The sequence below is a fragment of the Natrinema pellirubrum DSM 15624 genome, from assembly GCF_000230735.2.
Taxonomy (GTDB): domain Archaea; phylum Halobacteriota; class Halobacteria; order Halobacteriales; family Natrialbaceae; genus Natrinema; species Natrinema pellirubrum.
Genome location: NC_019962.1, coordinates 2745980 through 2770696, shown reverse-complemented (window position 1 = coordinate 2770696; position 24717 = coordinate 2745980). Strand labels below are relative to the sequence as shown.

Sequence of the window (24717 nt, the reverse complement as noted above, 5' to 3'; positions counted from 1 at the left end):
AGGCGCGTGGGGAGTACGAAAATAACTGCGCGGCGCACCGGCAGCGGGGACGGCTCGCTCGAGCGAACATCATGTGGTATGTTACCAGCCACCTTATATTCGCTCGAGTCATAGAGGAGATCGCGTGAACTCACGCGGAGAATACTGCAATGAAACAAACTCTCGGTGGATTCGATCTCGCGTGGCGCCTGATCGGCGGCGCACTCGTCGCGTTCGTCTTCGTCGCCTCCTTCGTCGGCCTCGTCTCGATCGGACTCGCCCTTACCGTGGTTCTGCTCGTCGCCGTTCCGGTGGCGCTCTCGACCGGTGCCCGTCGGCGGCGCGTCGTCAGCCGGTTGCCGGGGGTCGACACCCTATCGCGGCGACCCGGCGGAGGCAGAGTAGGCTGACGACGTCTCGATATAGTAGCCGCTGACAGTCATTGCACACCTGATCGAACGACGGCGTTGCGATCAGTGTGTGAATCGTTTCAGCGGCTACTGTAGAACGGCCGAACTAACCGATCGACTGGGTCTGTGATCCGCGAGCGGTTCGGAATCATCGCCAGAAGCGGCCGAGCGCCGCCGGCACCGGAACCGGCAACGGCTCCCGTGGGCCAATCCTTTTTACGATACCTGGCTGAGATTCACACACGAGATCTCGTGGCAGCGACGGACCCCGAGCGAAAGCGCGTCGACATGACGACGGGGGCGATTTCCCCGAACCTCCTCCGACTCGCGTGGCCGCTGGTCCTGGGGAACCTCCTCCAGACCGTCTACAACCTCGCCGATATGTTCTGGGTCGGCCGCGTGAGCAGCGACGCCGTCGCCGCCGTCTCGCTGATGTTTCCCCTCTCGTGGCTGTTCGTCTCGACCGCGATGGGGATCACCGCCGCGACCATCGCGCTGGTTTCCCAGTACGTCGGTGCGGGCGACGAACGAATCGCCGATCGCGTCGTCGCCCAGACGATCCTGCTCACGCTCGCCGTCTCGGCCGTCCTCGCCGGTCTCGGGTTCGCCACCCGGCGGCCGCTGCTCGAGTTGATCGGCGCTCGCGGGCCGGTGTTCGTCGAGGCGCTCGCGTATATCGAGGTGATCTTCCTGGCACTGCCGTTTACGTTCCTCTTCTTTGCCTTTCGGGCCTCGCTGCAGGGGGCGGGCGACACGAAGACGGCGATGTGGCTCGTCTTCGTCTCGGCCGGTCTCAACGTCGTCTTCGATCCGTTCTTGGTCCTCGGCTGGGGGCCGTTCCCGGCGATGGGGACGCGAGGCGCGGCCATCGCGACCTTCGTCTCGCGCGGGCTCGCCACTGCCGCCGGGATCGCCGTCCTGCTGGACGGTCGGTTCGGCGTTCGGCTCCGACTCGGCGATCTTTCCCCCGACGTTGCCCTCCTGAAACGGCTAATCGACGTCGGGTATCCGGCCACGCTCGATGGCTGGGCCCGGAGTTTCGCGGCGGTCGCGTTGGCCGGGTTCGTCGCCCGGTTCGGGGCCGCGCCCACGGCGGCGTTCGGGATCGGCGTTCGACTCATGTCGGTGACGTGGGCCGTGGCCGGGGCCGTCGGGCAGGCGACCGCGACCGGCGTCGGACAGAACCTCGGTGCGGAGTCTCCCGATCGGGCCGTCGCGGTCACGCGGACGGCCACCGCCGCGACGACGGTCTGTATCTTCGCCGTCGCGGCCGTGCTGTTTGTGTTTCCGGCGACCGCGATGGGGGCCTTCGTCGCCGATGCCGCCGTGATCGCCGAGGGCGTGGTCTTCCTGCGGATCACCGCCCTCTTCTGGGCCCCCTACGCCGGAGTCATGGTCATTCAGGGTGCGTTCCGCGGGGCCGGAGACACCCGCAAGGCGATGGTCCTCTCGATCCTCTCGCGGTGGGTCCTCCGGTTCCCGCTGGTGGTCGTCCTCGCGTTCGTCTGGTCCGTACCGATCCCCGGAACCGGCCTCGAGATCGCCGGGCTAGGCTGGGGTCCCGAAGGGATCTGGTGGGCGATGGTCGCCGGGATGGCCGGGTCATTCGTTGCGGCCGTAGTCTGGTTCCGTCGTGGGACCTGGACCGAGGGCGTCATCGACGACCGTCCCGAGCGAAGTCGGCCGCCGGATGGACGGCCGACCGGCGACGAGGACGACGCCGGGTTCGTCGACGACTGAGACGGACCGTCTCGGTTCGCACCCGCTTCTGACGCGACTCGAGGACCGGAGCCGCGTTCGACCGTGTTGATGCCCTCTTACACGGACGGAGCCGTCCGCGGGCCGCTCACGACCGCCGATCACGTTCGGGCATCGGCTGCGATAGACTTTTTACTACTAGGTCATACCACCTAGTTGTATGAGCGAATTCGAGCAGTTCAGTCAGGTCGGTGAAGCCGATGTCACCCGCGCGATCGGACAGGAGTGGACCGAGGAGTTCATGGACTTCTCGGACTCGGACGTTATCATCGTCGGCGGCGGCCCCTCGGGGCTGACCGCGGCGAAGGAACTCTCCGAGCGCGGCGTCCAGACGATGGTCGTCGAGAAGAACAACTACCTCGGGGGCGGCTTCTGGCTCGGTGGCTTCCTGATGAACAAGGTCACGGTACGGGACCCCGCACAGGAGATCCTCGCGGATCTCGACGTCGACTTCAAGGAGTCTCAGGACAGCGAAGGGCTCTACGTCGCGAACGGTCCCGAGGCCTGTTCGGGCCTCATCAAGGCCGCCTGCGACGCCGGCGCGAAGATGCAAAACATGACCGAGTTCACGGACATCGTCATCCGCGAGGACCACCGCGTCGGCGGCATCGTGATGAACTGGACGCCGGTGCATGCCCTGCCCCGCGAGATCACCTGCGTCGACCCGATCGCCGTCGAGGCCGACCTCGTCATCGACGCGACCGGCCACGACGCGATGGCAGTCAAGAAACTCGACGAACGGGGCGTCCTTGATGCGCCGGGCATCGGCGACGCCGAGGCGTCGGCGACCGGCATGGACCAGACCGGCGACGACTCCTACGGCGCGCCGGGTCACGACTCGCCGGGCCACGACTCGATGTGGGTCGGCAAGTCCGAGGACGCCGTCGTCGAACACACCGGCCTCGTCCACGACGGCCTCATCGCCACCGGAATGGCCACCGCGACGACCTACGGCCTCCCGCGGATGGGCCCGACCTTCGGTGCCATGCTCGTCTCCGGGAAACGGGCCGCCCAGGAAGCGCTCGACGAACTCGGGGTCGACGCCGACCCCGTCGAACTGACCTCGCGTGCGACGCCCGCGGACGACTGATCGCGGCCCCACATGGTCGAGCGTATCATCTGCTATCGAGCGCCGTCGACCGTCGCAGACGTCGACGCGGTCGCCGACTGGCTGGCCGCGCGGGTCGACGCCGACGTGGCCGTCCGGGACCGGTTCCTCGACGTCCACCGCACGGACGACCTCGCGGAGCGGTTCGCCGAGGCGCGGGTCCCCTCGCCCTACGAGCGCGAGACGGGCAACACGATGCTGGGGACGATCCGCTACGAGGAACGCGCCCTCGAGAACCCCGAACGTGAGGGCGGGGTCCTCTACGACGGCGTGCAGGTCCAGCGCGCGCTCAACGCCGCACTGCCCGCGGCCGAGCGCGGCCTCGAGACGCTGCACGTCCCGGTTCTCGACCGGGCGATCGGCACCTGGGGCGACCACGACGGCCGCTGGCACAAGCGCGTGACCGTCCTCGGGCAGCCGGCGCTGGTCTCGGTGCCCGGGCTCTACGAGGCTCCCGCAAAGCCCGAGTCCTACTACAAAGAAAAGCAACGTCACGCACTGCTCTCGGGCGATACGCCGCCCCGGGAGGTCCTCGAGAATCAGGTCGACGGCGAGTTCCTGATCGCGGACGATCCCCGGACCACCGACGTGCTGAAAGGGACGGTGTTACAGGGGCATCACTACCTCGAGACCGGCGAGGCGTTTTGCGACCGCGAGGGCTGTCGCCTGTTCAACGCCCACTATCAGGCGGACCTGCTCGCGGCCCACCTTCGCGAGCCGGCGTTCTGTGACGACCACGCGCGACTGTACGGGCCGTGAGATCGACCGTCCGCGTCGCCGTCTCGCGGACGGAGCCGTAACCGGTACGTATTTTTGATCCAGTCCGCTTCGACAACGTACAATGAGTGCGGAGTTTACCGTCGACGTTCCCGTTCGCTATCGCGATCTCGACCCGTTGAATCACGTCAATCACGCCGTCTACGCCAGCTACCTCGAGGCGGCCCGGACCGACTACCTCGGGGACGTCGCCGAACTGCGCTCCGAGGACATCTCCTTCGTCATCGCGAACCTCGAGATCTCCTACGAGCGGCCGATCAGAATGGGCGACGAGCCGACGGTCGCGCTGTGGGTCTCGCACCTGGGCGAGACGAGCTGTACGATGCACTATGAGATTCGGGTCGACGGCGATATCGCGGCGACCGCCGAGACGACTATCGTTCACGTCGATCCCGAGACGGAGCGGCCGAGCCCCATCCCGGACGGGATCGCCGACCGCATTCGGGCGTACGAAGGGCTCGAGGCCGCGGCGTAATCGGCGAATCTGCGTCGCGCTCGCGTCCGCCGCGGGCGTCGGTCCGAACGAAGCGGTCCGGCGACCGGAACTCTCAGGGGCTGCAATCGCACGGTCACGGTTTTCCGTTCGGGTGTGGCCGAGTCGATACGGGTTCGATGACGCGACTCGCCGATCACCGTTACGCCAGACGGGACTGCGACGGAACCGCTACGGACGAGCCGCGTCCGGCTCGAGGGGGACCGAACCGTGGGTGACGGATCACAGTCGCGCGGTCGGGTCCGGTCGGGTATCGCCCGCGTTCGAGTGGGAATCACGCGGACCCGGCTCCGTGCGCTCTTCGCCGTGTTGCTCCTCGCCTCGGCAGTCGTCGTCGCCAGCGCGGCATCCGAGAGCCTCTCGACAGGGTCCGCCGACGCCGTCCCAGAGGCCCCACCGACGGAGAATCACACGGTCGTCACCGAGTCGGGGCGGGCGGGGACGATCACCGCCTACGCGCCCGACGGCGAGGTCGTCTATTACAACAACTCGCGAACGAAGTACTTCGACGTCGACCCCGTCGAGGGACAGCCCCTGACGGTCGAGTACACCGCGACCGACACGATCCACACGGCGGGACCGACCTGTGGCGACCCGCCGTGTGCCCGCAACGTCATCGAGCGGGCGAACCTCACCACCGGCGAGGTCGAGGTCGTCTACGAACGCTACGACCACGCGGAGAACGCCGGCGAGTGGCACGACGCCGATCGCATCGACGAGGACCACGTCGTCGTGGCCGACATCATCGCGGATCAGGTCTTCGTCGTCGACACCGAGACGGAGATCGTCGAGTGGCTCTGGGACGCCCAGAGCGCGTTCGATCTCGAGAGCGGCCACTCTTTCCCCAATGATTGGACCCACATCAACGACGTCGAGTACGTTGAGGACGGTCGGATGGCGGGCCGGATCATGGTTAGCGTCCGCAATCAGGATCAGGTCGTCTTTCTCGATCGCGACGAGGGTTTGCTCGAGGACTGGACGCTGGGCAGCGAGAACGAGTACGATATCCTCCACGAGCAGCACAATCCAGACTACATTCCCGAGCGTCGGGGCGGCCCCGCGATCGTCGTCGCGGACTCGGAAAACGGCCGCGTCCAGGAGTTCCAGCGCGAGGACGGCGAGTGGACCCGGACCTGGCAGTGGGAAGACGACCAGGTCCAGTGGCCTCGCGACGCCGACCGACTGCCCAACGGCAACACGCTGATCACCGATACGCACGGCAACCGCGTGCTGGAAGTCAACGAGAGCGGCGCGATCGTCTGGCAGGTCGACTCGACGCTGGCCTACGACGCCGAACGCCTCGAGACGGGCGCCGAGAGCGCCGGCGGACACAGCGCCCGGTCGCTCGGGCTCGAGTCGCGGACGGTCGCCGAGGGTGCCGGCGGTGGGTCGGGACTCGGACCGCTCGAGTTCCTCGGCGGTCTCGTCGAGTCGGTCCTCCCACACCGGGTCACCAACGCGTTGCTCTTCGTCGCCCCGGTCTGGGTCGGCAAGACCGAGGCCGTCGCCATCGCCGGCGGCGTCCTGACGGGGTTGTGCTGGGCCGTCCTCGAGGCCCGGTGGCGACTCCGCGACGCCGGTATCGGATTCAGATCCCCCGTCACTCGCGACCGCGAGTGACCGTCGCGGCTATCAGCGGCGGCCGTCGCCGTCTGCTCGACCCGAGGGCGCGACTTCGCTCCGGCTCTCGACGCTGCTCGAGCGCGAGACGCCGTGCCGGAGCGGCAGCCGCATCCAGAGGACGCGGCCGATGATCGCACAGAGTGCGGTGGCAAGCAGCAGCGAGCAGAAGTACCACGGCTTGGACTGGACTACCGCGAGCCCCCGCGTCGATGCGGGCACGACGCCGATCGCCAGCAGGTAGAACCCCGAGAGGGCGGCCAGCGACGACCGGTGATGGCCGTGCCAGTAGAGGATCCCGACGAGAACCCCCGAGAGCAGCCCCAGCTGCCCGGAGTGTAGCTCCGGGATCGTGCTGAAGATCGACGAGAGGACGTTCGCAACGGTCGCCATGTCCGACACTCCTCGGGGGTGCCTCTATCGGTTGCCCTGTACGTGGACAGCTACTATGACGGCCCCGCTCTCCCCGTGCCGACGGCTAGCCTACTCGAGCCGACCCCCGGTCAGCCGAACGACGCCGAACAGGTGGGTTTCGTCCGCGACGGCGACAGCCCGTTCCCGGAGCCGGGCGTGGGCGGCGTCGATCTTCGCGTCGAGTCGCAGATGGGGCGGGTCGTCGTAGCGCAGTCGCGTCGTCGGCGGCGTCGAGAGGACGACGATCGCCCGGAAGACGGCGTTGACCGGCGGCGCGTACCACTCGTCGCTCCGGGCGGCGTTCGCGAGGACGACGTGCCCCCCGGAGCCGACCAGCTCACACCAGTCGTCGACCGCGCCTGCCGGGTCTGCGAGCATACCGACGACGAACGTGGCGAGGACGGCGTCGACGCCACCGGCCGCGACGTCCTCTCCGTCCACACTATCATCGCCGTTCGCGAACGACCGCGCCGCCTCGAGCCCGACCGGGGGTTCCGTCGCGTCCCCCTGTAGGACGTGGACGTTGTCGTACTCGGCGGTCGCGGCTCGCGCCCGCTCGAGGACCGGCCGGGTGAAATCGATCCCGATCACGGTCCCCTCGGGGCCCACCTGTTCGCGCAGATACGGGAGGTTCGCACCGGTGCCACAGCCCATCTCGACGACGGTGTCGCCGGGCTCGAGGCGGCAGGCAGCGGCCGCTCGTCGTCGGAGACGGGCGATCCCCGGCGTCTCGCGCGCGATCAGGTCGTAGCACCGGGCCCAGCGGCCGTAGAACTCCTGTGCGGATTCGGACATCGTGCGGCGTCGGCTCAGACCAGCGATCGGATCGTGTCCGCGACCGACTCCGCGTCCGATCCGAGGACGTAGATCAGCGGCTCGATCCCCATCCCGCCGGTCTGGTAGAGGACGGTCGCTTCGGGTTCCTCCTCGATCGCCGCGCCGACGCTCGAGGCGACGTCGCCCGACTCGTCGAACTCGGCGGCGACGTGGCCCCGCTGAGCCAACTCATCGATCAGATCCGGATCGTACGTGACGTTGATCCCGGCCGCGACGGCGGCCCCGTGGCGGCGGGCGGCGAGCAGCACGCGCGCGACGTGTTCGGAGACGCCGAACTCGGGGTCGGCGGGGACGGTCGCCCGCCCCTTCACGTCGAAGATCCGGCCCGGGACGCCGGCCACGTCGTCGACCCCTTCGGCGTCGGGCGTACAGGCGACGAGGTTCGAGCCGACCGCAGGGATCAGCCCCGTAAAGCCGCTCGTGGTCTCGAGGACCCGCAGCCCCCGGCGCAGCGAGGAGAGGACTCGCTCGCTCGAGCGCAGGTCGCTCTCGGGGTCGTGGACCCGAAAGCTCGAGCCGTGGTCTGCTAGTTCCGGGACGGCCTCCTCGTGGAGCTGTGCGAGGAGGTCGCCGCCGCTCTCCAGTTCGCGGATCAGGACCTCGAGTTCGATCAGGGCCTGGACCGGCGAGGTTTCGCCGCCGGCCAGCCCGCTGCCGAGTTCGTCGACGAGGGACTGGACGCGGTCGTCGTCTGCGATGCGGTCGTTGACGGTCACGTCGCCGTGGGCGTACTTCGAGACGGCACTCTGGCTGATGCCGAGGACCGCGGCCACCTCGCTCTGGGTGAGTCCGCGATCGCGGAGATCGCCGGCAAGCAGCGAGCGGACGGTGGGCAGAAACTCGTCCACGACGATTTCTTCGACGAATTGCATTCGTTGCTCGAGGCTATGACCGGCGCGGGGATAACTTGTGGGTCCTGCGGGACGGTGGTCCGGTCGGTCAGAACAGTACTGGGACCAGCATCGCCGCGAACTCGTAGTCGAAGACGTGATTGAGCAGGACGTAGGTGACGACCCCGAGGAACAGACTCAGGATCCACGCGGCGGCGGCGATCCGCCCGACCCGGGCGTGAGCCGTTCGGCGCAGTTCCGCGGGCGTGTGGGTCAGCCCGAGAATCAGGGCGTAGAGGACCACGGGGACGGACACGATCGAGAGGATGATGTGGATCGCGAGCATGACCAGGTAGGCGTAGTAGACCGGATCGGGGCCGACGAACTCCTTGGTCCCGCCGCCGCCGACCTTCAGCAGGTAGACGACCAGAAAGCCCAGGATCAGGACAAATCCCGAGACCATCGCCAGCCGGTGTTTCTCGACCTCGCCGTTGCGGATCCAGTACCAGCCGAGCGTCAGGACGATCGTCGCGGTGGTGTTGATACCCGCGATGAGATGCGAGAGCAGGTTGACCTGTGCGTTCGTCAGGTCGGGGTAGATCGGCACGTCCAGCAGGAAGGTGCCAAGTACCAGCGCGTAGCCGACGATGGTCAGGAGGATCGTCGCACCCTTCGGCCGCTCCCGGAGTCGCCGTCTCGCGTCAGCGGTTGCCATTGCCGGACGTTAGGAGTACCACCCTTTCACCCTTGCTGTTCCAGCAGACCGCGTCCGAAACGCAACGTCGTTCGCTCGAGTCGGCCGAGCCGTCTCTCGCCCGTCTCCTCGTCCGCCATCGCACGGTTTCAGTCACGCTCGAACGGCAGCCGGTTGCGCCGCTCGCGGACCAGCGGTCGCAGTTCGAAGCGGGAGCGCTCGGTGTCACCGGCCCCGCCACTCGAGCGGCCGGAGGCCGGTGTCGGGAGCGCGGAGAAAGCCACTGTTCCGAGACGCCGATCAGGGTCCGACGGGCCGTTCAGTCGGCCGGCTCAGTCGGCTCCTCGAGCGCGACCCGACCGTCCCGATCGACGGTCACGTCGTAGCCACAGAACCGAAACGAGACGGTGCCGCTCGGTCGGTCCGTGCCGTCCGACCGGGCAGCGAAGAGCCCGTCGAGCGCCGTCGGATCGACGACGGCGTGTAGCGGTTCGTACGCCGGCGGGGCGAGTCCCTCCGGTGTGACGCCTTCGGCCTCGGCGACGGCTTCGATCACCGCCTGACTCGGCGGCCGGTTCGACGGTTCGCCAACGGTATCGCCACCCTCCACCATCGTGTTCGGGGCTTTCCATGCCGGTAGAATAAAACTACCTCTCGACCGCCGGGCCGCCCACTCACTGCGGCCGACCACCGAGCGGCCGACCGCCGCCGCTGCCCCCGATCACTCGATGCGGATCGCGGGTTTGCCCGGCCGGGCCTTGGCCGCGAGGTCGTCGGCGGCGTCGGCCTGTCGGACGGCGACGGTCGCGCCGAACTCGTCGGTGACGAGCCAGTCGGCACGCTCGAGGACGGCCAGTTCGCGGTCGGCCGGCAGCATGTCCTCGCCGTCCCCGCCGTCGCGGCCGGTGAGTCGACCGACAAATGCGGCGACTCGCTCGCGGTCGGCAGCAATCTCGAGCGCGCCGTGATCGAAGAGTCGGTCGACGATCCCGTCGACATCGATCCCGTCGCCGCCGGCGGCGTCGGCGACCAGTTCGGCCGCCCGGTACTTCCAGTCGGCGGCGACGACCAGTTCGATCCGGTCGGGCTCGTCGATGTCGGCGACGTCGACGATGTCCCGGACGTCCTCGAGGGTGCGGTCGACGAGTTGGCGTTCTCGCTGGTAGGCCCCGACGTCGCCGTCGGGTTCGGGCCAGTCGGCCTCGACGACCAGTCTCTCGCCGCGGAGCTTGTTCCAACACTCCTCGCCGAGGTGGGGGGCCATCGGCGCGATCAGCGCGGCCAGGGTCAGCAGACCGCGTCGGTGGACCGCGCCGTTGGGACGGTCGTACTCGCGGTAGCGCCGGAGCAGTCGGGCGAGTTCCCGGATCTCGGTGGCGGCCCGATGGAATCGGAATCGTTCGTACTCCTCGGTCGCCGCCGCGATGGTTCGGTCGATCTCCCGGGCCACGTAGTCGTCGTGGTCGCGGCGCTCAATTCGGGTGTCGCCCTCGTCGACGAAGTCCGCGGCCATCCCGTAGAGGGTCTGCTGGAGGTCGTAGGCCCCGCGGACGTTGTTGGCGGTCCACTCGAAGTCCTGTTCGGGGTGGGCCGCCGAGAGGACGAACAGCCGGGTCGTCTCCGCGCCGTACTCCTCGGGGACGACGACGTTGCCTTTCGAACTGGACATCTTTTCGCCGTCGTACAGGACCGTCCCCTGACTCTTGAGTTCCCGAATCGGTTCCCGTTCCTCGAGCAGTCCGAGATCGGCAAGCGCCTTCGTGAAAAAGCGGGTGTAGAGCAGGTGCAAGACGGCGTGTTCGTCGCCGCCGACGTAGACGTCGACGGGCAGCCAGTCGTCGGCACGGTCGACGTCGAAGGGTGCGTCCGCGAGGTCGGGCGAGAGGAATCGCAGGTAGTACCACGAGGAGTCGACGAAGGTGTCCATCGTGTCGGTCTCGCGCTCGGCCGACGCGCCGCAGTCCGGGCACGTCGTCTCTTTCCACTCCTCAGCGGCGTCTAACGGGTTTCCGGTCGTCCGGACGAACTCGGGGAGTTCGACGGGAAGTTCGTCCTCGGGCACCGTGACGGGGCCGCAGTCGTCGCAGTGAACGATCGGGATCGGCGTCCCCCAGTAGCGCTGCCGGGAGATCAACCAATCGCGCAGCCGGTAGGTGACGTCGGCCTCGAGGGCGTCGTTTTCCGCCACGATCCGCTCGCGGGCACGCTCGCTCGCCACGCCGTCGTACTCGCCGCTTTCCTCGAGAACGCCCTCGCCGGTGTAGGCCGCCGTTTCGACGTCGGCGTCGTCTGCGGGTCGGATCACGCGCTCGATCGGCAGGTCGTGTTCGTCGGCGAAGGCGTGGTCGCGCTCGTTGTGTGCGGGGACGCCCATCACGGCCCCGGTCCCGACGTCCTCGAGGACGTAGCCGGCGACGTAGACCGGCAGTTCGTCGCCGGTCAGGGGGTGGACGGCGGTCGCGTCGGTCTCGACACCGTCGAAGCCGACCTCGTCGGGGTCACGGGTGCGGGCGGTGTCGACGTACTCGGCGACGGCGTCGTCGGTCTCGGCCAGCTCCCGGGCGAGGTCGTGGCCGGGCGAGACCGCGAGGTAGGTCGCGCCGTGGATCGTTTCGGGGCGGGTGCTGAACACGTCGACGGTGCCGGCGTCACTACCGTCACCGCGGTCGTCGTCGCTGCCCCCATCGTGGGACACGTCGAACGTGATCCTTGTTCCCTCCTGTCGGCCGATCCAGTTTCGCTGTATCTCGCGGACCCCCTCGGGCCAGCCCTCGAGGTCGTCGAGTCCTTCGTGGAGTTCCTCGGCGTAGTCGGTGATCGTGAAGAACCACTGGTCGAGTTCCCGCCGCCCGACGGGCGTCTCACAGCGCCAGCAGACCCGCTCGCCATCGTCCTCACTGACCTGCGCGTCGGCCAGCACCGTTTCGCAGTCCGGACACCAGTTGACCGCCGCCGCCTCGTACTCGACGAGGTCCTCCTCGTAGAAGCGTTCGAACAGCCACTGGTTCCACCGGTAATAGTCCGGCTCGCAGGTGGTGATCTCGCGCGACCAGTCGTAGCCAAAGCCCATCGTCTCGAGTTCCTCGCGCATGCGCCGGATGCAGGCCTCGGTCCACGAGCGGGGGTCGGTCTTGCGCTCGAAGGCAGCGTTCTCCGCGGGGAGGCCGAACGCGTCCCACCCCATCGGGTGGAGGACGTCGTCGCCGCGCATTCGCCGATAGCGGGCGTAGGCGTCCGTGATCGCGTAGTTACGGACGTGTCCCATGTGAAGCGTCCCCGACGTGTAGGGAAACATCCCAAGGACGTACGTCGGGTCGACGGCGTCGTCGTCGAGTTCGTAGACGTCGTCGCGTTCCCAGACGTACTGCCAGAACTCCTGCACCTGCGCGTGATCGTAATGACTCGTCATAGTCGGCGAGATCCGTTGGCTGTCACTGTGCGGGCCGCCCATATCATTGTTCGGACGCGCTCGAGCGGACGGCAGAGACGGCGGGCGACGCCGTCCCGGCTGTTGGCCGCGCGTAACAAAGCGGGAAGCGCGCCTATTGGCGAGCCGAATGCCCCAGTCTCGAGACGATTCGCCGTCGACGGCAGCGCTGCTCGGGACCGTCACCGCGGTCCTGCTCGCGGTCGCCGTGGTTGCTGTCGCCTTGGCTCCGAGCCTGCAACCGGCGAGTCCCCCGGGCGGCGGGGGTTCGATCGACGAGTCATCGGCGGCCGGCGAGAACGCGACCGATGCGAACGAGACGGCGGCCGGCGACCGGTCCGATGGGCCACTCGAGCGCGTCGACACGACCGCCGAGGGGGACGAGCCCGGCATGGCGGATCGGGATCGAGCGGCCGAGGGCGACCCCGAAGCGCCGACTGACGACGACCGCGGATCACCGGAGGACGACCGCGGGCAGCCGGCCGGCGACGGTCGGGGACCGCCCGACGGCACCGAGCGTGGCCCACCGGACGGGGCCGGACCACCCGGCGGTGATCGCGGTCCGCCCGACGGCGCCGGTCCGTCGGGCCGGTAACGCCAGCTACGCCCGGACCTGTCGGTTCCCGTGACGGTCCGTTCGATCGGCCGACGCGGAACCCCTTCTGTCGGGCCGTCGTAGGCGCTCGCATGCCATCGACCGCACTCGTGACCGGCTGTTCGTCCGGGATCGGCTACGAAACCGCCCGCGCCCTGCTGGACGAGGGGTGGCGCGTCTACGCGACCGCTCGCGATCGTGACCGGCCGGGCCTCGAGCGGCTGGCCGACCGCGGGGCCGACATCGCGGCGCTCGATCTCACCGAGCCCGAGGCGCCCGGCCGCGTCGTCTCGCGGATCCGCGAGGAGGCCGGCGGCGTCGACTGTCTGGTCAACAACGCGGGCTACGGGCAGTTCGGGCCCGTCGAGGACGTGCCGACCCGCCTGCTCGAGCGCCAGTTCGCGGTTCACTGTTTCGGGCCACACCGGTTGATTCGTGCGGTATTGCCGGGGATGCGCGAACGGGGTCGCGGCCGGATCGTGAACGTGACCAGCGCCGCGGACCGGCTCGCGCTTGCTGGTATCGGGGGTTACACGGCCTCGAAGTGGGCGCTGGCGAGTCTCAGCGACGCGCTTCGACAGGAGTTGTCGGAGACCGAGATCGCGGTCGTCGTCGTCCAGCCGGGGATCGTCGCGACGCCGTTCTACGACCGCGCGCTGGCGGCCGTCGAGGACGCGGCCGCGAGCGCGGAGTCGCCGCGACCCGACGCCGACGGGGCGACCCCCGATCACGACCCCACGACCGCGGCGCGCAGGAACGTGACCGTCGTCGGATCGGACGGGAACACCGACCTCTATCGGATCCTCGAGCGGCTCCGAGCCGTCGAGGGCGGCGGGCCGTTCGTCAACGAACCCGAGCGGGTTGCCGAGACGGTCCGGGAGGCCGCGACCGCTCGAACTCCCGACACGCACTACCGCGTCGGGCCGGTCCCGCTGCTGGGCTCGCTGTACGGCACTCTCGTTCCCGCGACGATCCGGGACCGACTCACTCGACTCGGGATCCGCCTCGCCGCGAGCGAACCCGTGCTGGACCTGCTCGAGCGACGGACGCCCGACGCCGCGCCGGATCGGTATCCGCGCGGTGATCGATGACGCGGCCGGGTCATCGTCTCGAGTCGTCGGAGACTGAGGAAAACCTATGTGTCGCGGGCCTGACGTGGGAAGGGACACAGCACCGGAGCCGCCCGATCGCTATCGGCTCCTCGCGTCCCGCCGGCCCGCCCGGCCCGCGAGCTGTCCACACAGCCATGCAGTCGCCACACGTTCGCGCCGTTCACGGCCCGTTCTCGAGCGCCTTCCTCGAGCGGCGGCTCCCGGAGACCGACGAGTGGGATACGATCGACGACGCCGACTGCCGCGAGACGTTCGACGACCTGCGCCGCTGTTGGGAGCGGGTCCGTGACTCGGCGGCGACCGACGCCATCGAGGAGCGATTCGTTCGTCCGGCGTTCCGGACTCTTGGACTGTCGGTCGTCCCGATCGAGTCGACCGGGCCACCGCGAAGTCGGCCGGATTACGCGATTCTGGCGGGCGACGACGGGGCCGAGCGCACGGCGCGAACCGACCGTCCAGATCGTGCCGATTTGGACGCGGCCGCGAGCGAGGTCCCGGACGCGGCCGTCGCGATCGCCGACGTCAGGTCGTGGGGCCGAGACCTCGACGGGCGCGGGGCCGCCGGAGACGATCGACCCGCCGAGAACCCCAGTCACAGGCTCCACGTCGCCGTGCAGGAGAACGACGTTCGCTGGGGTGTCCTGACGAACGGCCGGCGATGGCGGCTCTACGACGCCTCGACCAGCGGCCGGCTGGATTCGTACTACGAAGTCGACCTTCCCGCGATCCTCGAGGCCGACGATCACGAAGCGTTCAGGTACGTCTACTACTTCTTTCGCGGCGCTGCCTTTCGCCCGAACGCCGAGGGCGACTGCGTCCTCGATCGCGCAGCCGAACGGTCGGCCGGCCACGCGCAGACACTCCGGGACAACCTCCGATCGAACGTCGCCGAGGCCGTCGCCGTCGTCGCCGACGGCTTACTCGCGTCGCCCGCTACCGACCTCGATCGGGACGCCCTCGACGAGAGCGACCGCGAACTGCTCTTCGAGGCCTCCCTCACCGCCGTCTATCGGCTGCTGATCGGGGTCGTGGTCGAACGCGAACGGACGGACTCGAGCGCGAACGACCGGTTTGACGGCGGCGGCCTGCGGTCGTGCATGCGCTCGATCGCGCTCGGTCCCGACGCGTCAGTGCAGTCCGACGCATCCGACGATATCGGCGGGGACGACGCCTGGACGTGCCTCGAGGATCGACTCGAGCGACTGGCCGGCGTCTCTAGCTCCCGCTCCGCGGACGAGCGCTCGAGCCCCGCATTGTGCTTTCTCGCCGCACACGGTGTCCGCGACGACAGCCTGTCGCACGCGCTCGACCTGCTCGCCCGACGGGACGGGAACGGGCGGCTCGCGTTCGTCCCCGCGTCGCTCGACGTCCGCGACCTCGGACGCGTCTACGAACGGCTGCTCGAGGCGCGCCTCGAGATCGCCGACGAACCACTCGCGCTGATTGACGGCGAGTACGTCCCGGCCGACGGGGGCCCCGTCGCCGTCGACCGGGGGGAGCCGTATCTCGCCGCCGACGGGAGCCACCGGAAGACCTCGGGCTCGTACTACACGCCGCCGTCCATGGTCGAGTACGTCGTCGATCGAACCGTCGGGCCGCTCCTGTCGGAGATCCGCGCCGACCTCGCAGATCACGACCCCGAGGCGGACGCGCCGTTCGCGGAACGGGTCGCCGACCGCGTGTTCGATCTCGCCGTCCTCGACCCCGCGATGGGCAGCGGCCACTTCCTGACCGCGGTCGTCGACGCGCTCACCCGAGCCCTCGTCGCCGCACAGGAACGACAGGCCCGCGAGCGGGGACTCGAGTCCCTCGCCTCCGAGCGCGACGCCGACTGGGCCCGCCGACGGGTCGCCCAGCACTGCGTCTACGGCGTCGATCGCCGTCCCCTCGCGGTGGAACTGGCGACCGCGTCGCTCCGGCTCCGGACGCTGACCGCCGACCGGCCGCCCGTGGCCCTCGAGGGTCATCTCCGGGCCGGGAACGCACTGGTCGGCAGCGACCGCGACCCGCTCGGAACGGCGACCCCGGGACGGGGGGAACCGATCGATCGCGATCCCCACCGCCGGCGACTCGAGACGATCGCGAACGTTCGGACCGCCCGCGCGTTCGGCCTCGAGTGTGTCCCGGACGACGCGGTCGATCGGCTGCTGGCCGCGCTCGACGGTGACGGAGACGAAGCGTGGGATCGTCTTTCACGGACCGAGTGGTTCACCGCCGCACAGCAGGCGGCTGCGGCCAACGGCTTCCTCCACTGGGGGCTGGCGTTCCCCGAACGGTTCTCCGACCCGGCTGGCCGCCCGCTCGACGACCCCGGCTTCGACGCGGTCGTCGGCAACCCGCCCTGGGTCGCGACCGCGGGCCGGGCCGACATCAGCGCGTCGCTCGAGCCCACGCTCCGCTCGTACCTCGCGGACGCGTTCGTCACGACCGAGAACCAGTTCGACCTCTACGTCGCCTGCTACGAACGGGCGGTCCGCCTGTCGACGGACGGGCGCGTCGGGTTCGTCGTCCCTGACTCGATCCTCACCCGCGAGGGCAACGCGCCACTCAGGGAATTCCTTCTGGCGAACGCCCCGCCGTCGACGATCGTCCGCGTCGGCGCGGCGTTCGACGGCGTCGAAACGGGCGCGGCGATCGTCGTCAGCGGCGGCGACACCTCCAGCGACGGCGATGCCATGGTCGACTGTGCCGATACGACCGACGTAGGTGACCTCGACGCGCTGTCCTACAAATCGATCCCCGGCTCGGTCTTCGAGTCGCAGGACGCCGCCCGGTTTCGCATCTATCTGGACGCCGAGACGCGACGCGTGCTGTCGACGCTCGAGGAACGGCCGGCTCTGGGTTCGTTTATCGACATCTCCCGCGGCGAAGAGATCGGCAAGCGCGCCGATTCCCTCGCCGACAGCCCGGGGGCAAACCGCCGTCCGATCGCGCCCGGCGCGGCGATCCGCCGGTACGGACTCGACACGGACGAACTCCGATACGTCGATCCGGCCGACCTGGCGAAAGCCGAGCGACAGTACGAGAGCCCGAAACTCCTCCTCCGACAGACCGGCGACGCCCTCGTCGCCGCCTACGACGCCGACGACCTCGCGACGATCAAGTCGGTATACAACGTCCGGCTCGAGTCGGGATCGGCGGCCGCGCTGAAACACCTGCTCGGCGTCCTGAACTCGTCGGTACTCGCCTTCTATCACCACTACAAACACGCCGCCTATCGCGCCGTCTTCCCCCAGCTCAACCAGTCCACCGTCGAGTCGTTGCCCGTTCCGATGGCCGACGCTCCCGATCCGGAACTCGTCGCAGCCGTCGACGAACGGCGCTCGCTGACCGCCGAGCGAGCCACCCTCTCGCTGGCGCTTCCCGACTACCTCGGCGACTACCGAACTGGTCCGTCGGTCGGCGACCTCCCCATCGTCCGTCGAGCTGACGGCGTAGCGACGACGCCCCTCGTGGCGACGACGACCGATCGGCCGACCCTGAAACTCGGCTCCGTCACCGTCGACGACGGCACGACGTTCCGACTCTCGGCGACCGTCCGGTACAAGCCCGACGACGCTGCCGTCGACACCGACCGCTGGGGGTACGCCGAAACCGATCCCATCCCCGCTCTCGAGATCACCGATCCCGACGACGACCGGGCAGCGCTGCTCGCGGCGTTCGTCCCCCACGCGGTCTCGGCAGGCGACGGGGCCGCGAGTTGCAGACGCGACGCGACGAAGACGATCTCCCCGCTCGATCGACTCGAGTCGCTGGCCCTACCCCGACTCGAGGACGTCGCCGACGGACTCGCGGCCTATCGTGAGGCTCGGGAGCGTGTAGCGGCGTTGGACACACGACTCGAGGCGCTCGACCGCCGGATCGACGAGCGAGTCAGTGCGTTGTACGACCTTTCGGAGACGGAGCGCGAGACCGTCCGACGCGAGTTCGGGGACGAGTGAGCGCGGTTGGCGACGGCCCGTAGACGGTTTCGTTGTTCAAAAACTCTCGAGCGACTGCCCGCTACTGGCACCGCGACGAGCGCTCGTCAGCGTGGTTCTCACGCTTCACTTCGTCGGCGCTTCGATCCGTGGTGTCTTCCCCTCGATCGAGGGCGCTGCGTCGCTCGTGCCGGTGGTTCTCGTCCGTCCACACGTCGCTGTCAGTCAGGGCCTGCGTAGCCGGATCGAAATTCATCGCCATGCGCCGGTCGACCGGCCGAATTCGGATATAAGAGCGCGTCAGGTCCGCAGTTAGCCGACGTAGATGGTGGCGGTCCGCGGTAATCCGCAGTCAACCGCTGTCACGAGGGGCCCGTTCTCCAAACCTCCCGTCTCGTATTTTGAGTGGGGCCGCCTCAGACACGAGTAATCAAATCGGTTTAAAAGCGGTATGATTAACACGCCGGAGTTCGTGGTCTAGTCAAATGCGGACTCGAGAACTTCCGGAAGAGGCTCCTGGCCACTATCTCGAGTCTCATCCACATCCATACTACGTTCCGGACAAGCTCCCCCTCTCGAGGGGGATCGATATCGACGACGAACTCACGGAGCGTATCGCCGACGCGTCCTTTCAACTCGGCCGGATCGACGGGATCAGTCCAACCGTCGATTTCTCGCCGGTTCTCTACACGTCACTCGTCCGCCTCGAGGCCGTCGAGACCGCCGAAATAGAAGGGGCCGATGTCGACGTGGACGAGGTATACGCCCATCACACGCGGACCAGCGGAGACGAGACCGTCGACGTGAGTCGGGACTTGCAGGAGGTTCTGAACGCCGAACGTGCCCTTCAGAAGGGATTCAACGCGATCAAACAGGGCGAGTCGATAACGCTCGATCTCCTCCAGTCGCTCCACGAGTTGCTCCTCGAAAACGTCCGGAACGAGGGTGAGGTCGTCGGAGACTGGCGGACGACCGATGTCCACCTTCCCTCTCCGTACGCCAGTCAACCGCCGTTCGTTCCCCCGCCGCACGGATCGGTGTCCGAGCTGATGGACTCGCTAGAGACGTACATCCAGATGGGCGGCCAATATCACCCGCTCGTCGATCTCGCGATTACGCATTACCAGTTCGAGACGATTCACCCCTGTGAGGACGGGAACGGCCGACTCGGCCGCATTCTCATCGTCCTACAGCTCTGCGCTGCGGGCTATCTGAGCGAGCCGTATCTCTATCCGAGCGCCTACTTCAATCGCAACAAGCAGGAATACGTCGAGAAGATGCGCGCTGTGAGCGAAACCGGGGACTGGCGCGACTGGATCGCGTTCTTCATCGAAGGGATCGAGGTGCAGGCACGGGACTCGTACGAGCGGACACAGCGGCTGATAGAACTTCGGCGCGACTACGAGCAACGGTATCCGCACCAGAAAACGAGCCATCGCCTTGCGCGGGGCGTCTTCGACATGCCGTACTTCACCCCCAACGATGTCCAAGACGAGTACGATGTCAGTCGACAGACCGCGTACAACGCCATCGAGGAGTTAGTATCCGACGGAGTCCTCGTCGAGACGACTGGCAAACAGCGGAATCAGGAGTACAAAGCGATCGATATCTTCGACATCCTCGAGCGACGGCCGGATCACTAACTCGGCGATCGCGAGGAGATTTCGGTCGTGATAGACCTCGTCGATAGGCTTCTCGTCAGTCGGTGGCGGGTTGTCTGACCCATGCTCAGATGGGACTCTCGAGCGAGTGATAGCGGTCGGGAATATCATAGTCTTGTACTGCTGAGACCAATGTTTAAACAGTTTCAGGACCAGTTAGGAACGTAGCCATGCCGATCCACCAGTTGACACAAGTTGGTCGTACGTCGGGCGGTGTTGTACTCCCGAAGGGCGAACTTCGGGCGCTCGGATTGGTAGACGAGGACGGGAACGTGAAAGATCAGCCGGTGCGGGTGACGCGGACCGATACCGGGACGTGGGAGGTATCAGTGATCGATCCGAACGACTACCCGAACGCAGAGGCATGATGCGATGAGATATCTGAGCGTCGACGACGTACTGACGATTCACGAACTGATCGTCGAGGACGATCCGGAGACGGATCCGGGTGTGCAACACCGATCGGACATCGGATACGCGACCGGCTTTATCGAAGCCGGCGCGTTCGGCCAGAAGCCTGAGACGATCCACGAAAAGGCATTTCACCTCATGCGGCTGTTGACGGCAAACCATCCGTTCGTCGACGGCAACAAGCGGACCGCACTTTCGTCGACGGTCGCCTTCTACGCCCTCAACGGGTTCGACTTTGACTACGGAAACGAGATTCGGACCCTCCTGAAGCAACTCGCAACGGACGAGAGCGAAGTCGACCAGCAAGCCGCTATCGAGCAGTTCGAAGAGACGGCGGCTCCGATCGATCCAGACGTACAGGTCGCGGTTCTCAGTTTCTTCGATCTCGAGGAACGGGCACGAAACGACTATCCCGGTAGCGATCAAAACGAGGGATAAGATGGCGAGTCAACCAGACCAACCGGACGCCGACGAACTCACGGACATGGATCCTGACGAAGTTCGTGAGCGGATGCTCCGGTTCATCGTCAAACGAGATATGGATCGGCACCGCGATATCTACGACGCGCTGGCCGACGAGTAGCTCTTTTTCGAGAGGCTAGCCTTTCGGATTACCCTGTCCGCGAAGCCGGTCTTCGAGGACAATTTACCCCGAGACCGGGTCCGATTCCCGTACTGATAACCCTATTCTTCATGGTTTGTTGGGCTAAAACTGAGTATCGAGGACAGCGATGAGACTGAAGCCCTACCCGCAACGCGAAGGGAAGCGCGTGTGGTTGAGTGAAGACGAACTGCAGGCCGTGATCGACGAGGCGGAGGACAACCGCCAGATGATCGCGTTCCTGCTCGCCGGTCGATGTGGACTCCGTCGCTGCGAGATCGTCCAGATAACGCCCGCCGATGTCGTCGAGACGCCGACCGGGACGCACCTGCGCGTCTGGGAGGATGTCGCGAAACAGGAACACTACCGTGAGCCACCGGTCCCTGACCAACTGGCGACGTATATCGACGCCCACACCGACGCCGCCGGGATCGCACCGGACGAACCGGTCGTCGACGTGACCGCCAAGACAGTCTACCGCTGGGTGCAGCGAGCTGCCGAACGACTCCACGCCGAGAGCGGCGATCGCGGCTGGTCGTTTCTCGATGTCCACGACCTGCGGCGGACCTGGGGGACGAATCTACTCGAGCAGGGTGTCCTACCGTCAGTTGTGATGGACTGGGGCGGCTGGGAAGATTGGGAAACGTTCCGGCGGCACTACCTCGGTGAATTCTCGCCAGAGGCGATTCGACGGGAGCGGGGGAAGGTAAATTACCTCGAAGATGATGTCTCAAGTAGGATCGAAGTCGTGCAGCCACCGGCAACAACGACCGAAACGAACCACGTTCACTGACTATCGAATGGAATCACGGCGAGAGTGGGGTTATACTGATCTCTCCTCGATGTTCACAATCTACGCCCTACTCGGGGTAACCTACTCGAGTTGAGCATGGTGCTGTCATACATATCACTTAGCTAAAATTTGATGTATGTAATACCACCAAATTCGTCTCAGACGAAAAATATAAATGTTGTACACAATGTTCTTCGGGTAATGTCTGAGGATGTGTCGGATGAATATGACCCAATAAAGTTTAATCCTTTAAGAGAAATGTTGAAAGATGAAACAGATTGCCAAACAACGAAAGATGGTGTAGAATTACTAAAGGACCAGTTGGAATTTCTTGCTATACAGCTCTGGATACAAGCGAGCAAACAGACTCGTGATGATGGCCGAAGCCAAGTTACAAAGGATGATGTCCAAGATGCTTATGATGAACTCAGAGAGCCGCATGATCTATTGAAAGAATCTGCAGATGAAATGCGTGAGAAAGCACGAGAGATGGATAAATTAGCTGAAAAGTCTCCTGTTTTCGCAAACAAAGATAATGACGACTGACGCTTTCTTTCTCCGGGAAGATGAATATTCTACACCAGAAAAGAGAGATAGAATCGTTCAGGATGTTATTGATCCAAATGACCCGAAAATTCGGGAAATGTTCGAAGATATTGGGGTGAGTCATTCAGACAATATAAATAAAACACAGCATCTCGACTTGGTTAAGGAAGTGTGTAGTACAGGGAATTATGAAGAATATATTGACTATCTATTTTCCGAATATGGGAAGAAAGGCGATAAGTTTAATATTCAGCTATTTGAGAATAGTGGCGGTACGTTGAATAGGAACACACTAACTGAGAATTTAGCAACAAGGGAGGGAAAGGACCTCCAATCCGAATTCAGTCACCGACGGGATTTGCCCTTGGTTCTGAATGAAGTAAATGAGGCTGAGAATACAATAGACGTATCTTTCCAAACCATCGAGAAGGAAGAAAAAATAAACCCTACTGATGACTTGCCTGTTGTTATTTACAAAGACGGTAATGAAGTCGAGGAGTACAGGGGAGAGGGATATGAAATAAGGGCACCAGCAACATACAAAATTGAGGCCAGGATTTATATCGACAAGGGGCTTATTGCGGTTTCCAATCAATCGGGAATTCGTGAAGGCGATCAAACAGATATCGTAGAAATAATTGGTGCACTTGGACGGAAAACAGAACAATGAACTCCGGAAGTATTCCGCGAATTGAATTAAATGGGACAGAACTCCTGCTATTAGCACTAGAAAGGGATGGGAAGGTTAGCGATATGGGGTATAAGTTCTATAGTGATCTTCGAAGAGCAAACTATAGTGGTGACCCCAGTGGAGATACGATGGGCCACCAACTTGTAGAAGATTCACATGACAGAGGTGACCTAAGAAAAATTTGGTTTTATGTGAGCTATCCAGAAGATCCGTTCGAAGGTGAACGAAATGTTCAACTAAGGGTCTACGAAGATGGTCACATCACCTCGACCCAACCAGTCGAGCCAAACCTATTCGATGAGATTGTTGATGATATAGATAAAATAAAGAGATATCGAGACTATCTATCAACAATAGACGAATTAATAGATTTGTTCTTAGAAGATGAATACCGGACAACATCTAGATCTAGACGTAGAAGAATCGCCTCTAAATTTAAACAATCTTTTGAGGACTCGATCAATGAATATTTCGACTATAACAATTACTCTGAGACAGAATTGGAATTATATATGAATATATTTGCGAACTTGGGTGTTGGGATTATTGATTCTGGTGTTCCAGATACAGACGACATAGATGGCGTACATGAAATCAAGAGAACTGAATTTGATAATTATTCAGAGGACAAGTATACCGTTGATAGGTTTTTCGAACTTTATGCGGACCATGTATTAGATATACAAACAATCAATCAGGGAGATTTAGCAAACCACCTGAATTATATTCTATCTATCCGAAAAGACTTGCCATCAAATCGGAGTTCAGATGTCGAGTCTTGGGCAAAACCACTCTCACTCATTGATCATATTCGGGAAAAGTATGAGCTTGCCTGAACGTGCAGCTTTTCTTCAGGATTGCTACTTTCATGAGCCTCATCCAAACCCATTTGAAATCAAAGTTGAAAGAAAGAGACTAAAGAAGTCCGCAGATTCTTTTGGATATCCTCCTGATGTTGTTGATCGCTCAAAGAGATTCTTTTCTGTGAGCGAGGTGGATATTTGTGACATCTGTGAGGACCGTCCATCGTATTGTACTCACAATGCGGGAAAAGAAACAATTGAAGAATGGACTCTCGAGATAGAGCAGTTTGTAAAACAGGAGTGGGCAGAGTGGTTTAAGGAAAACACCTCTTTTGGTGTAGGTGATGTGGAAAAAAGACCGTCAGGAATCTTAGTATTAGAGTGTGAAGTCGACTCTGTTAAGGTTGATTTTCTTCTCTTTACAACGGAGCGACAAGCTTCTGAATATACTTTTTCTGATGAGGCACCCGAGTTTGGTATTGGTTTTTTGCATCCAGATATCCTCGAGGGGTTATCTGAATCGGAGAGGATATTTGCTTGGACTGAGCCATTAGAAGATCGGTTTGAATCATCTGCCGACGAAAAATTAGACGACTTTTTTGGCACATCTGGAAACCGTTTACTGAATGTGGATCAGATAAGTACGAAAAAGTCAGTTATTATATCATCTATTCAGGAATACCTTAATAAAATCGGATATGATCCACAGTCAAATATTGGATCGTCTGTGAGAGAAGCAAACCGTCATAGAATACCTGTCTCCGAACGTGGGCTAACCGCAGGAATTAGATCTGACGACGAAAAAGTTGTTCTTTGCGAGTGTGACCTGGTTAATGACCTACATATACATCGATTTTCGGGCGGAAAGTTGACTGATGCAGAAGAATCCCCAGAACTTAGTCATTTGATTGATGAGGTAAATCGACTATCTGACTCAAGAGCAGACTTAGACAGTACAATCAACTCACTTAGTAAAATGTCTAGTTGGTTTAGCGCTGTAGCAGCATTAACTGGAATCCTATCCCTATTCGGGAATACTGATGAACTCTTGAACTATCTGGTAGATGATTTGGGGCTCGATTTCATCGATCCCACCGTCGGATTCATACTCCTGTTGGTGACCATTGGAGTTCTTCTCTTTGTTGGGTTATTCTCTCTTTCCGTGTTCATACTCGAATGGAGGTTTGATTGGGAGATAGTCGACTATGTAGACTGACTAATTCTCATTACCTCATAG

At 63.8% G+C, this 24717-nt stretch carries 25 protein-coding genes; 17 read left to right on the top strand and 8 right to left on the bottom strand.

Annotated elements, in window-relative coordinates; genetic code table 11:
• Window positions 1-149 precede the first annotated feature (149 nt).
• The 6 genes from NATPE_RS13335 to NATPE_RS13310 all read left to right on the top strand — a co-directional run bounded on the left by NATPE_RS13335 (window position 150) and on the right by NATPE_RS13310 (window position 6145).
• The gene (locus NATPE_RS13335) at window positions 150-389 is read left to right on the top strand and encodes a hypothetical protein (protein WP_006182011.1); all 240 of its coding nucleotides are present in this window, start codon (window positions 150-152) and stop codon (window positions 387-389) included.
• Between the two features lie 252 nt (window positions 390-641).
• Entirely contained in the window at window positions 642-2129 is a 1488-nt protein-coding gene (locus NATPE_RS13330; RefSeq protein ID WP_006182010.1) for an MATE family efflux transporter, read from the top strand.
• Between the two features lie 178 nt (window positions 2130-2307).
• Window positions 2308-3237, top strand: a complete 930-nt coding sequence (locus tag NATPE_RS13325) for a sulfide-dependent adenosine diphosphate thiazole synthase (RefSeq protein WP_006182009.1) — start codon at window positions 2308-2310, stop codon at window positions 3235-3237.
• 12 nt (window positions 3238-3249) lie between these two features.
• Entirely contained in the window at window positions 3250-4014 is a 765-nt protein-coding gene (locus NATPE_RS13320) for a DUF7001 family protein (protein WP_006182008.1), read from the top strand.
• 82 nt (window positions 4015-4096) lie between these two features.
• Window positions 4097-4507: an acyl-CoA thioesterase gene (locus tag NATPE_RS13315; RefSeq protein WP_006182007.1), complete on the top strand. Its 411-nt coding sequence runs from the start codon at window positions 4097-4099 to the stop codon at window positions 4505-4507.
• A gap of 228 nt (window positions 4508-4735) precedes the next feature.
• Window positions 4736-6145, top strand: coding sequence for an arylsulfotransferase family protein (locus NATPE_RS13310; protein ID WP_006182006.1), 1410 nt, complete (start codon window positions 4736-4738; stop codon window positions 6143-6145).
• Window positions 6146-6157: 12 nt separating this feature from the next.
• On the opposite strand, the gene NATPE_RS13305 is transcribed toward NATPE_RS13310, so the two are convergent.
• The 7 genes from NATPE_RS13305 to leuS form a co-directional block, all read right to left on the bottom strand.
• A complete protein-coding gene (locus NATPE_RS13305) occupies window positions 6158-6538 on the bottom strand; it encodes a hypothetical protein (RefSeq protein ID WP_006182005.1) in 381 nt (126 codons plus the stop codon).
• A 90-nt stretch (window positions 6539-6628) separates the two neighbouring features.
• The gene (locus NATPE_RS13300) at window positions 6629-7354 is read right to left on the bottom strand and encodes a class I SAM-dependent methyltransferase (RefSeq protein ID WP_006182004.1); all 726 of its coding nucleotides are present in this window, start codon (window positions 7352-7354) and stop codon (window positions 6629-6631) included.
• Window positions 7355-7368: 14 nt separating this feature from the next.
• Window positions 7369-8268: a thiamine-phosphate synthase family protein gene (locus tag NATPE_RS13295; RefSeq protein WP_006182003.1), complete on the bottom strand. Its 900-nt coding sequence runs from the start codon at window positions 8266-8268 to the stop codon at window positions 7369-7371.
• A 67-nt stretch (window positions 8269-8335) separates the two neighbouring features.
• On the bottom strand, window positions 8336-8941 hold the full coding sequence (locus NATPE_RS13290; RefSeq protein ID WP_006182002.1) for a DUF420 domain-containing protein: 606 nt from the start codon (window positions 8939-8941) through the stop codon (window positions 8336-8338).
• A 128-nt stretch (window positions 8942-9069) separates the two neighbouring features.
• A complete protein-coding gene (locus NATPE_RS23305; protein WP_275040172.1) occupies window positions 9070-9204 on the bottom strand; it encodes a hypothetical protein in 135 nt (44 codons plus the stop codon).
• 35 nt (window positions 9205-9239) lie between these two features.
• Window positions 9240-9533: a HalOD1 output domain-containing protein gene (locus NATPE_RS13285; RefSeq protein WP_006182001.1), complete on the bottom strand. Its 294-nt coding sequence runs from the start codon at window positions 9531-9533 to the stop codon at window positions 9240-9242.
• 108 nt (window positions 9534-9641) lie between these two features.
• Window positions 9642-12329, bottom strand: a complete 2688-nt coding sequence (gene leuS, locus NATPE_RS13280; RefSeq protein WP_015299130.1) for a leucine--tRNA ligase — start codon at window positions 12327-12329, stop codon at window positions 9642-9644.
• A gap of 148 nt (window positions 12330-12477) precedes the next feature.
• On the opposite strand from leuS, the gene NATPE_RS13275 reads away from it, so the two are divergent.
• The 3 genes from NATPE_RS13275 to NATPE_RS13265 all read left to right on the top strand — a co-directional run bounded on the left by NATPE_RS13275 (window position 12478) and on the right by NATPE_RS13265 (window position 17995).
• Window positions 12478-12942 carry a hypothetical protein gene (locus NATPE_RS13275; protein WP_006181999.1) on the top strand — a complete coding sequence of 155 codons (465 nt, stop codon included), beginning with the start codon at window positions 12478-12480 and terminating at the stop codon, window positions 12940-12942.
• A 92-nt stretch (window positions 12943-13034) separates the two neighbouring features.
• Window positions 13035-14033 (top strand): SDR family oxidoreductase, encoded by a 999-nt coding sequence (locus NATPE_RS13270; protein WP_006181998.1) that lies wholly within the window; start codon window positions 13035-13037, stop codon window positions 14031-14033.
• Between the two features lie 155 nt (window positions 14034-14188).
• Window positions 14189-17995, top strand: coding sequence for an Eco57I restriction-modification methylase domain-containing protein (locus NATPE_RS13265; protein WP_006181997.1), 3807 nt, complete (start codon window positions 14189-14191; stop codon window positions 17993-17995).
• Between the two features lie 61 nt (window positions 17996-18056).
• Here NATPE_RS13265 and NATPE_RS13260 read toward each other — a convergent pair whose 3' ends face one another.
• On the bottom strand, window positions 18057-18236 hold the full coding sequence (locus tag NATPE_RS13260) for a hypothetical protein (protein WP_015299128.1): 180 nt from the start codon (window positions 18234-18236) through the stop codon (window positions 18057-18059).
• Window positions 18237-18459: 223 nt separating this feature from the next.
• Here NATPE_RS13260 and NATPE_RS13255 point away from each other — a divergent pair, with 223 nt between their 5' ends.
• The 8 genes from NATPE_RS13255 to NATPE_RS22325 all read left to right on the top strand — a co-directional run bounded on the left by NATPE_RS13255 (window position 18460) and on the right by NATPE_RS22325 (window position 24696).
• Window positions 18460-19617, top strand: a complete 1158-nt coding sequence (locus tag NATPE_RS13255) for a Fic family protein (RefSeq protein ID WP_006181996.1) — start codon at window positions 18460-18462, stop codon at window positions 19615-19617.
• Window positions 19618-20007: 390 nt separating this feature from the next.
• Window positions 20008-20484: a type II toxin-antitoxin system death-on-curing family toxin gene (locus tag NATPE_RS13245; protein WP_006181994.1), complete on the top strand. Its 477-nt coding sequence runs from the start codon at window positions 20008-20010 to the stop codon at window positions 20482-20484.
• Between the two features lies 1 nt (window position 20485).
• Window positions 20486-20629 carry a hypothetical protein gene (locus NATPE_RS22730; RefSeq protein WP_006181993.1) on the top strand — a complete coding sequence of 48 codons (144 nt, stop codon included), beginning with the start codon at window positions 20486-20488 and terminating at the stop codon, window positions 20627-20629.
• 148 nt (window positions 20630-20777) lie between these two features.
• Complete coding sequence (locus NATPE_RS13240; RefSeq protein ID WP_006181992.1) at window positions 20778-21440, top strand: tyrosine-type recombinase/integrase; 663 nt, start codon at window positions 20778-20780, stop codon at window positions 21438-21440.
• A gap of 201 nt (window positions 21441-21641) precedes the next feature.
• Window positions 21642-21986, top strand: coding sequence for a hypothetical protein (locus NATPE_RS22340; protein ID WP_152422588.1), 345 nt, complete (start codon window positions 21642-21644; stop codon window positions 21984-21986).
• On the top strand, window positions 21976-22656 hold the full coding sequence (locus tag NATPE_RS22335; protein ID WP_015299125.1) for a hypothetical protein: 681 nt from the start codon (window positions 21976-21978) through the stop codon (window positions 22654-22656). Before NATPE_RS22340 ends, NATPE_RS22335 begins: the two co-directional genes overlap by 11 nt.
• Window positions 22653-23513 (top strand): hypothetical protein, encoded by an 861-nt coding sequence (locus tag NATPE_RS22330; RefSeq protein WP_015299124.1) that lies wholly within the window; start codon window positions 22653-22655, stop codon window positions 23511-23513. The genes NATPE_RS22335 and NATPE_RS22330 overlap by 4 nt, the downstream gene beginning before the upstream one ends.
• On the top strand, window positions 23500-24696 hold the full coding sequence (locus tag NATPE_RS22325; RefSeq protein ID WP_015299123.1) for a hypothetical protein: 1197 nt from the start codon (window positions 23500-23502) through the stop codon (window positions 24694-24696). The genes NATPE_RS22330 and NATPE_RS22325 overlap by 14 nt, the downstream gene beginning before the upstream one ends.
• Window positions 24697-24717: the final 21 nt, after the last annotated feature.

What these genes read in the sequence shown, in the direction of transcription:
- NATPE_RS13255 (WP_006181996.1), top strand. Translation starts at nt 18,460, where the DNA reads ATGCGGACTCGAGAACTTCCGGAAGAGGCTCCTGGCCACTATCTCGAG.
- NATPE_RS22335 (WP_015299125.1), top strand. Translation starts at nt 21,976, where the DNA reads ATGACGACTGACGCTTTCTTTCTCCGGGAAGATGAATATTCTACACCA.
- NATPE_RS13285 (WP_006182001.1), bottom strand. Translation starts at nt 9,533, where the DNA reads ATGGTGGAGGGTGGCGATACCGTTGGCGAACCGTCGAACCGGCCGCCG.
- NATPE_RS13260 (WP_015299128.1), bottom strand. Translation starts at nt 18,236, where the DNA reads ATGGCGATGAATTTCGATCCGGCTACGCAGGCCCTGACTGACAGCGAC.
- leuS (WP_015299130.1), bottom strand. Translation starts at nt 12,329, where the DNA reads ATGACGAGTCATTACGATCACGCGCAGGTGCAGGAGTTCTGGCAGTAC.
- NATPE_RS22340 (WP_152422588.1), top strand. Translation starts at nt 21,642, where the DNA reads ATGTCTGAGGATGTGTCGGATGAATATGACCCAATAAAGTTTAATCCT.
- NATPE_RS13300 (WP_006182004.1), bottom strand. Translation starts at nt 7,354, where the DNA reads ATGTCCGAATCCGCACAGGAGTTCTACGGCCGCTGGGCCCGGTGCTAC.
- NATPE_RS22325 (WP_015299123.1), top strand. Translation starts at nt 23,500, where the DNA reads ATGAGCTTGCCTGAACGTGCAGCTTTTCTTCAGGATTGCTACTTTCAT.
- NATPE_RS13245 (WP_006181994.1), top strand. Translation starts at nt 20,008, where the DNA reads ATGAGATATCTGAGCGTCGACGACGTACTGACGATTCACGAACTGATC.
- NATPE_RS13335 (WP_006182011.1), top strand. Translation starts at nt 150, where the DNA reads ATGAAACAAACTCTCGGTGGATTCGATCTCGCGTGGCGCCTGATCGGC.
- NATPE_RS13305 (WP_006182005.1), bottom strand. Translation starts at nt 6,538, where the DNA reads ATGGCGACCGTTGCGAACGTCCTCTCGTCGATCTTCAGCACGATCCCG.
- NATPE_RS13275 (WP_006181999.1), top strand. Translation starts at nt 12,478, where the DNA reads ATGCCCCAGTCTCGAGACGATTCGCCGTCGACGGCAGCGCTGCTCGGG.
- NATPE_RS13325 (WP_006182009.1), top strand. Translation starts at nt 2,308, where the DNA reads ATGAGCGAATTCGAGCAGTTCAGTCAGGTCGGTGAAGCCGATGTCACC.
- NATPE_RS13320 (WP_006182008.1), top strand. Translation starts at nt 3,250, where the DNA reads ATGGTCGAGCGTATCATCTGCTATCGAGCGCCGTCGACCGTCGCAGAC.
- NATPE_RS22330 (WP_015299124.1), top strand. Translation starts at nt 22,653, where the DNA reads ATGAACTCCGGAAGTATTCCGCGAATTGAATTAAATGGGACAGAACTC.
- NATPE_RS13315 (WP_006182007.1), top strand. Translation starts at nt 4,097, where the DNA reads ATGAGTGCGGAGTTTACCGTCGACGTTCCCGTTCGCTATCGCGATCTC.
- NATPE_RS13270 (WP_006181998.1), top strand. Translation starts at nt 13,035, where the DNA reads ATGCCATCGACCGCACTCGTGACCGGCTGTTCGTCCGGGATCGGCTAC.
- NATPE_RS13295 (WP_006182003.1), bottom strand. Translation starts at nt 8,268, where the DNA reads ATGCAATTCGTCGAAGAAATCGTCGTGGACGAGTTTCTGCCCACCGTC.
- NATPE_RS13240 (WP_006181992.1), top strand. Translation starts at nt 20,778, where the DNA reads ATGAGACTGAAGCCCTACCCGCAACGCGAAGGGAAGCGCGTGTGGTTG.
- NATPE_RS13290 (WP_006182002.1), bottom strand. Translation starts at nt 8,941, where the DNA reads ATGGCAACCGCTGACGCGAGACGGCGACTCCGGGAGCGGCCGAAGGGT.
- NATPE_RS22730 (WP_006181993.1), top strand. Translation starts at nt 20,486, where the DNA reads ATGGCGAGTCAACCAGACCAACCGGACGCCGACGAACTCACGGACATG.
- NATPE_RS13265 (WP_006181997.1), top strand. Translation starts at nt 14,189, where the DNA reads ATGCAGTCGCCACACGTTCGCGCCGTTCACGGCCCGTTCTCGAGCGCC.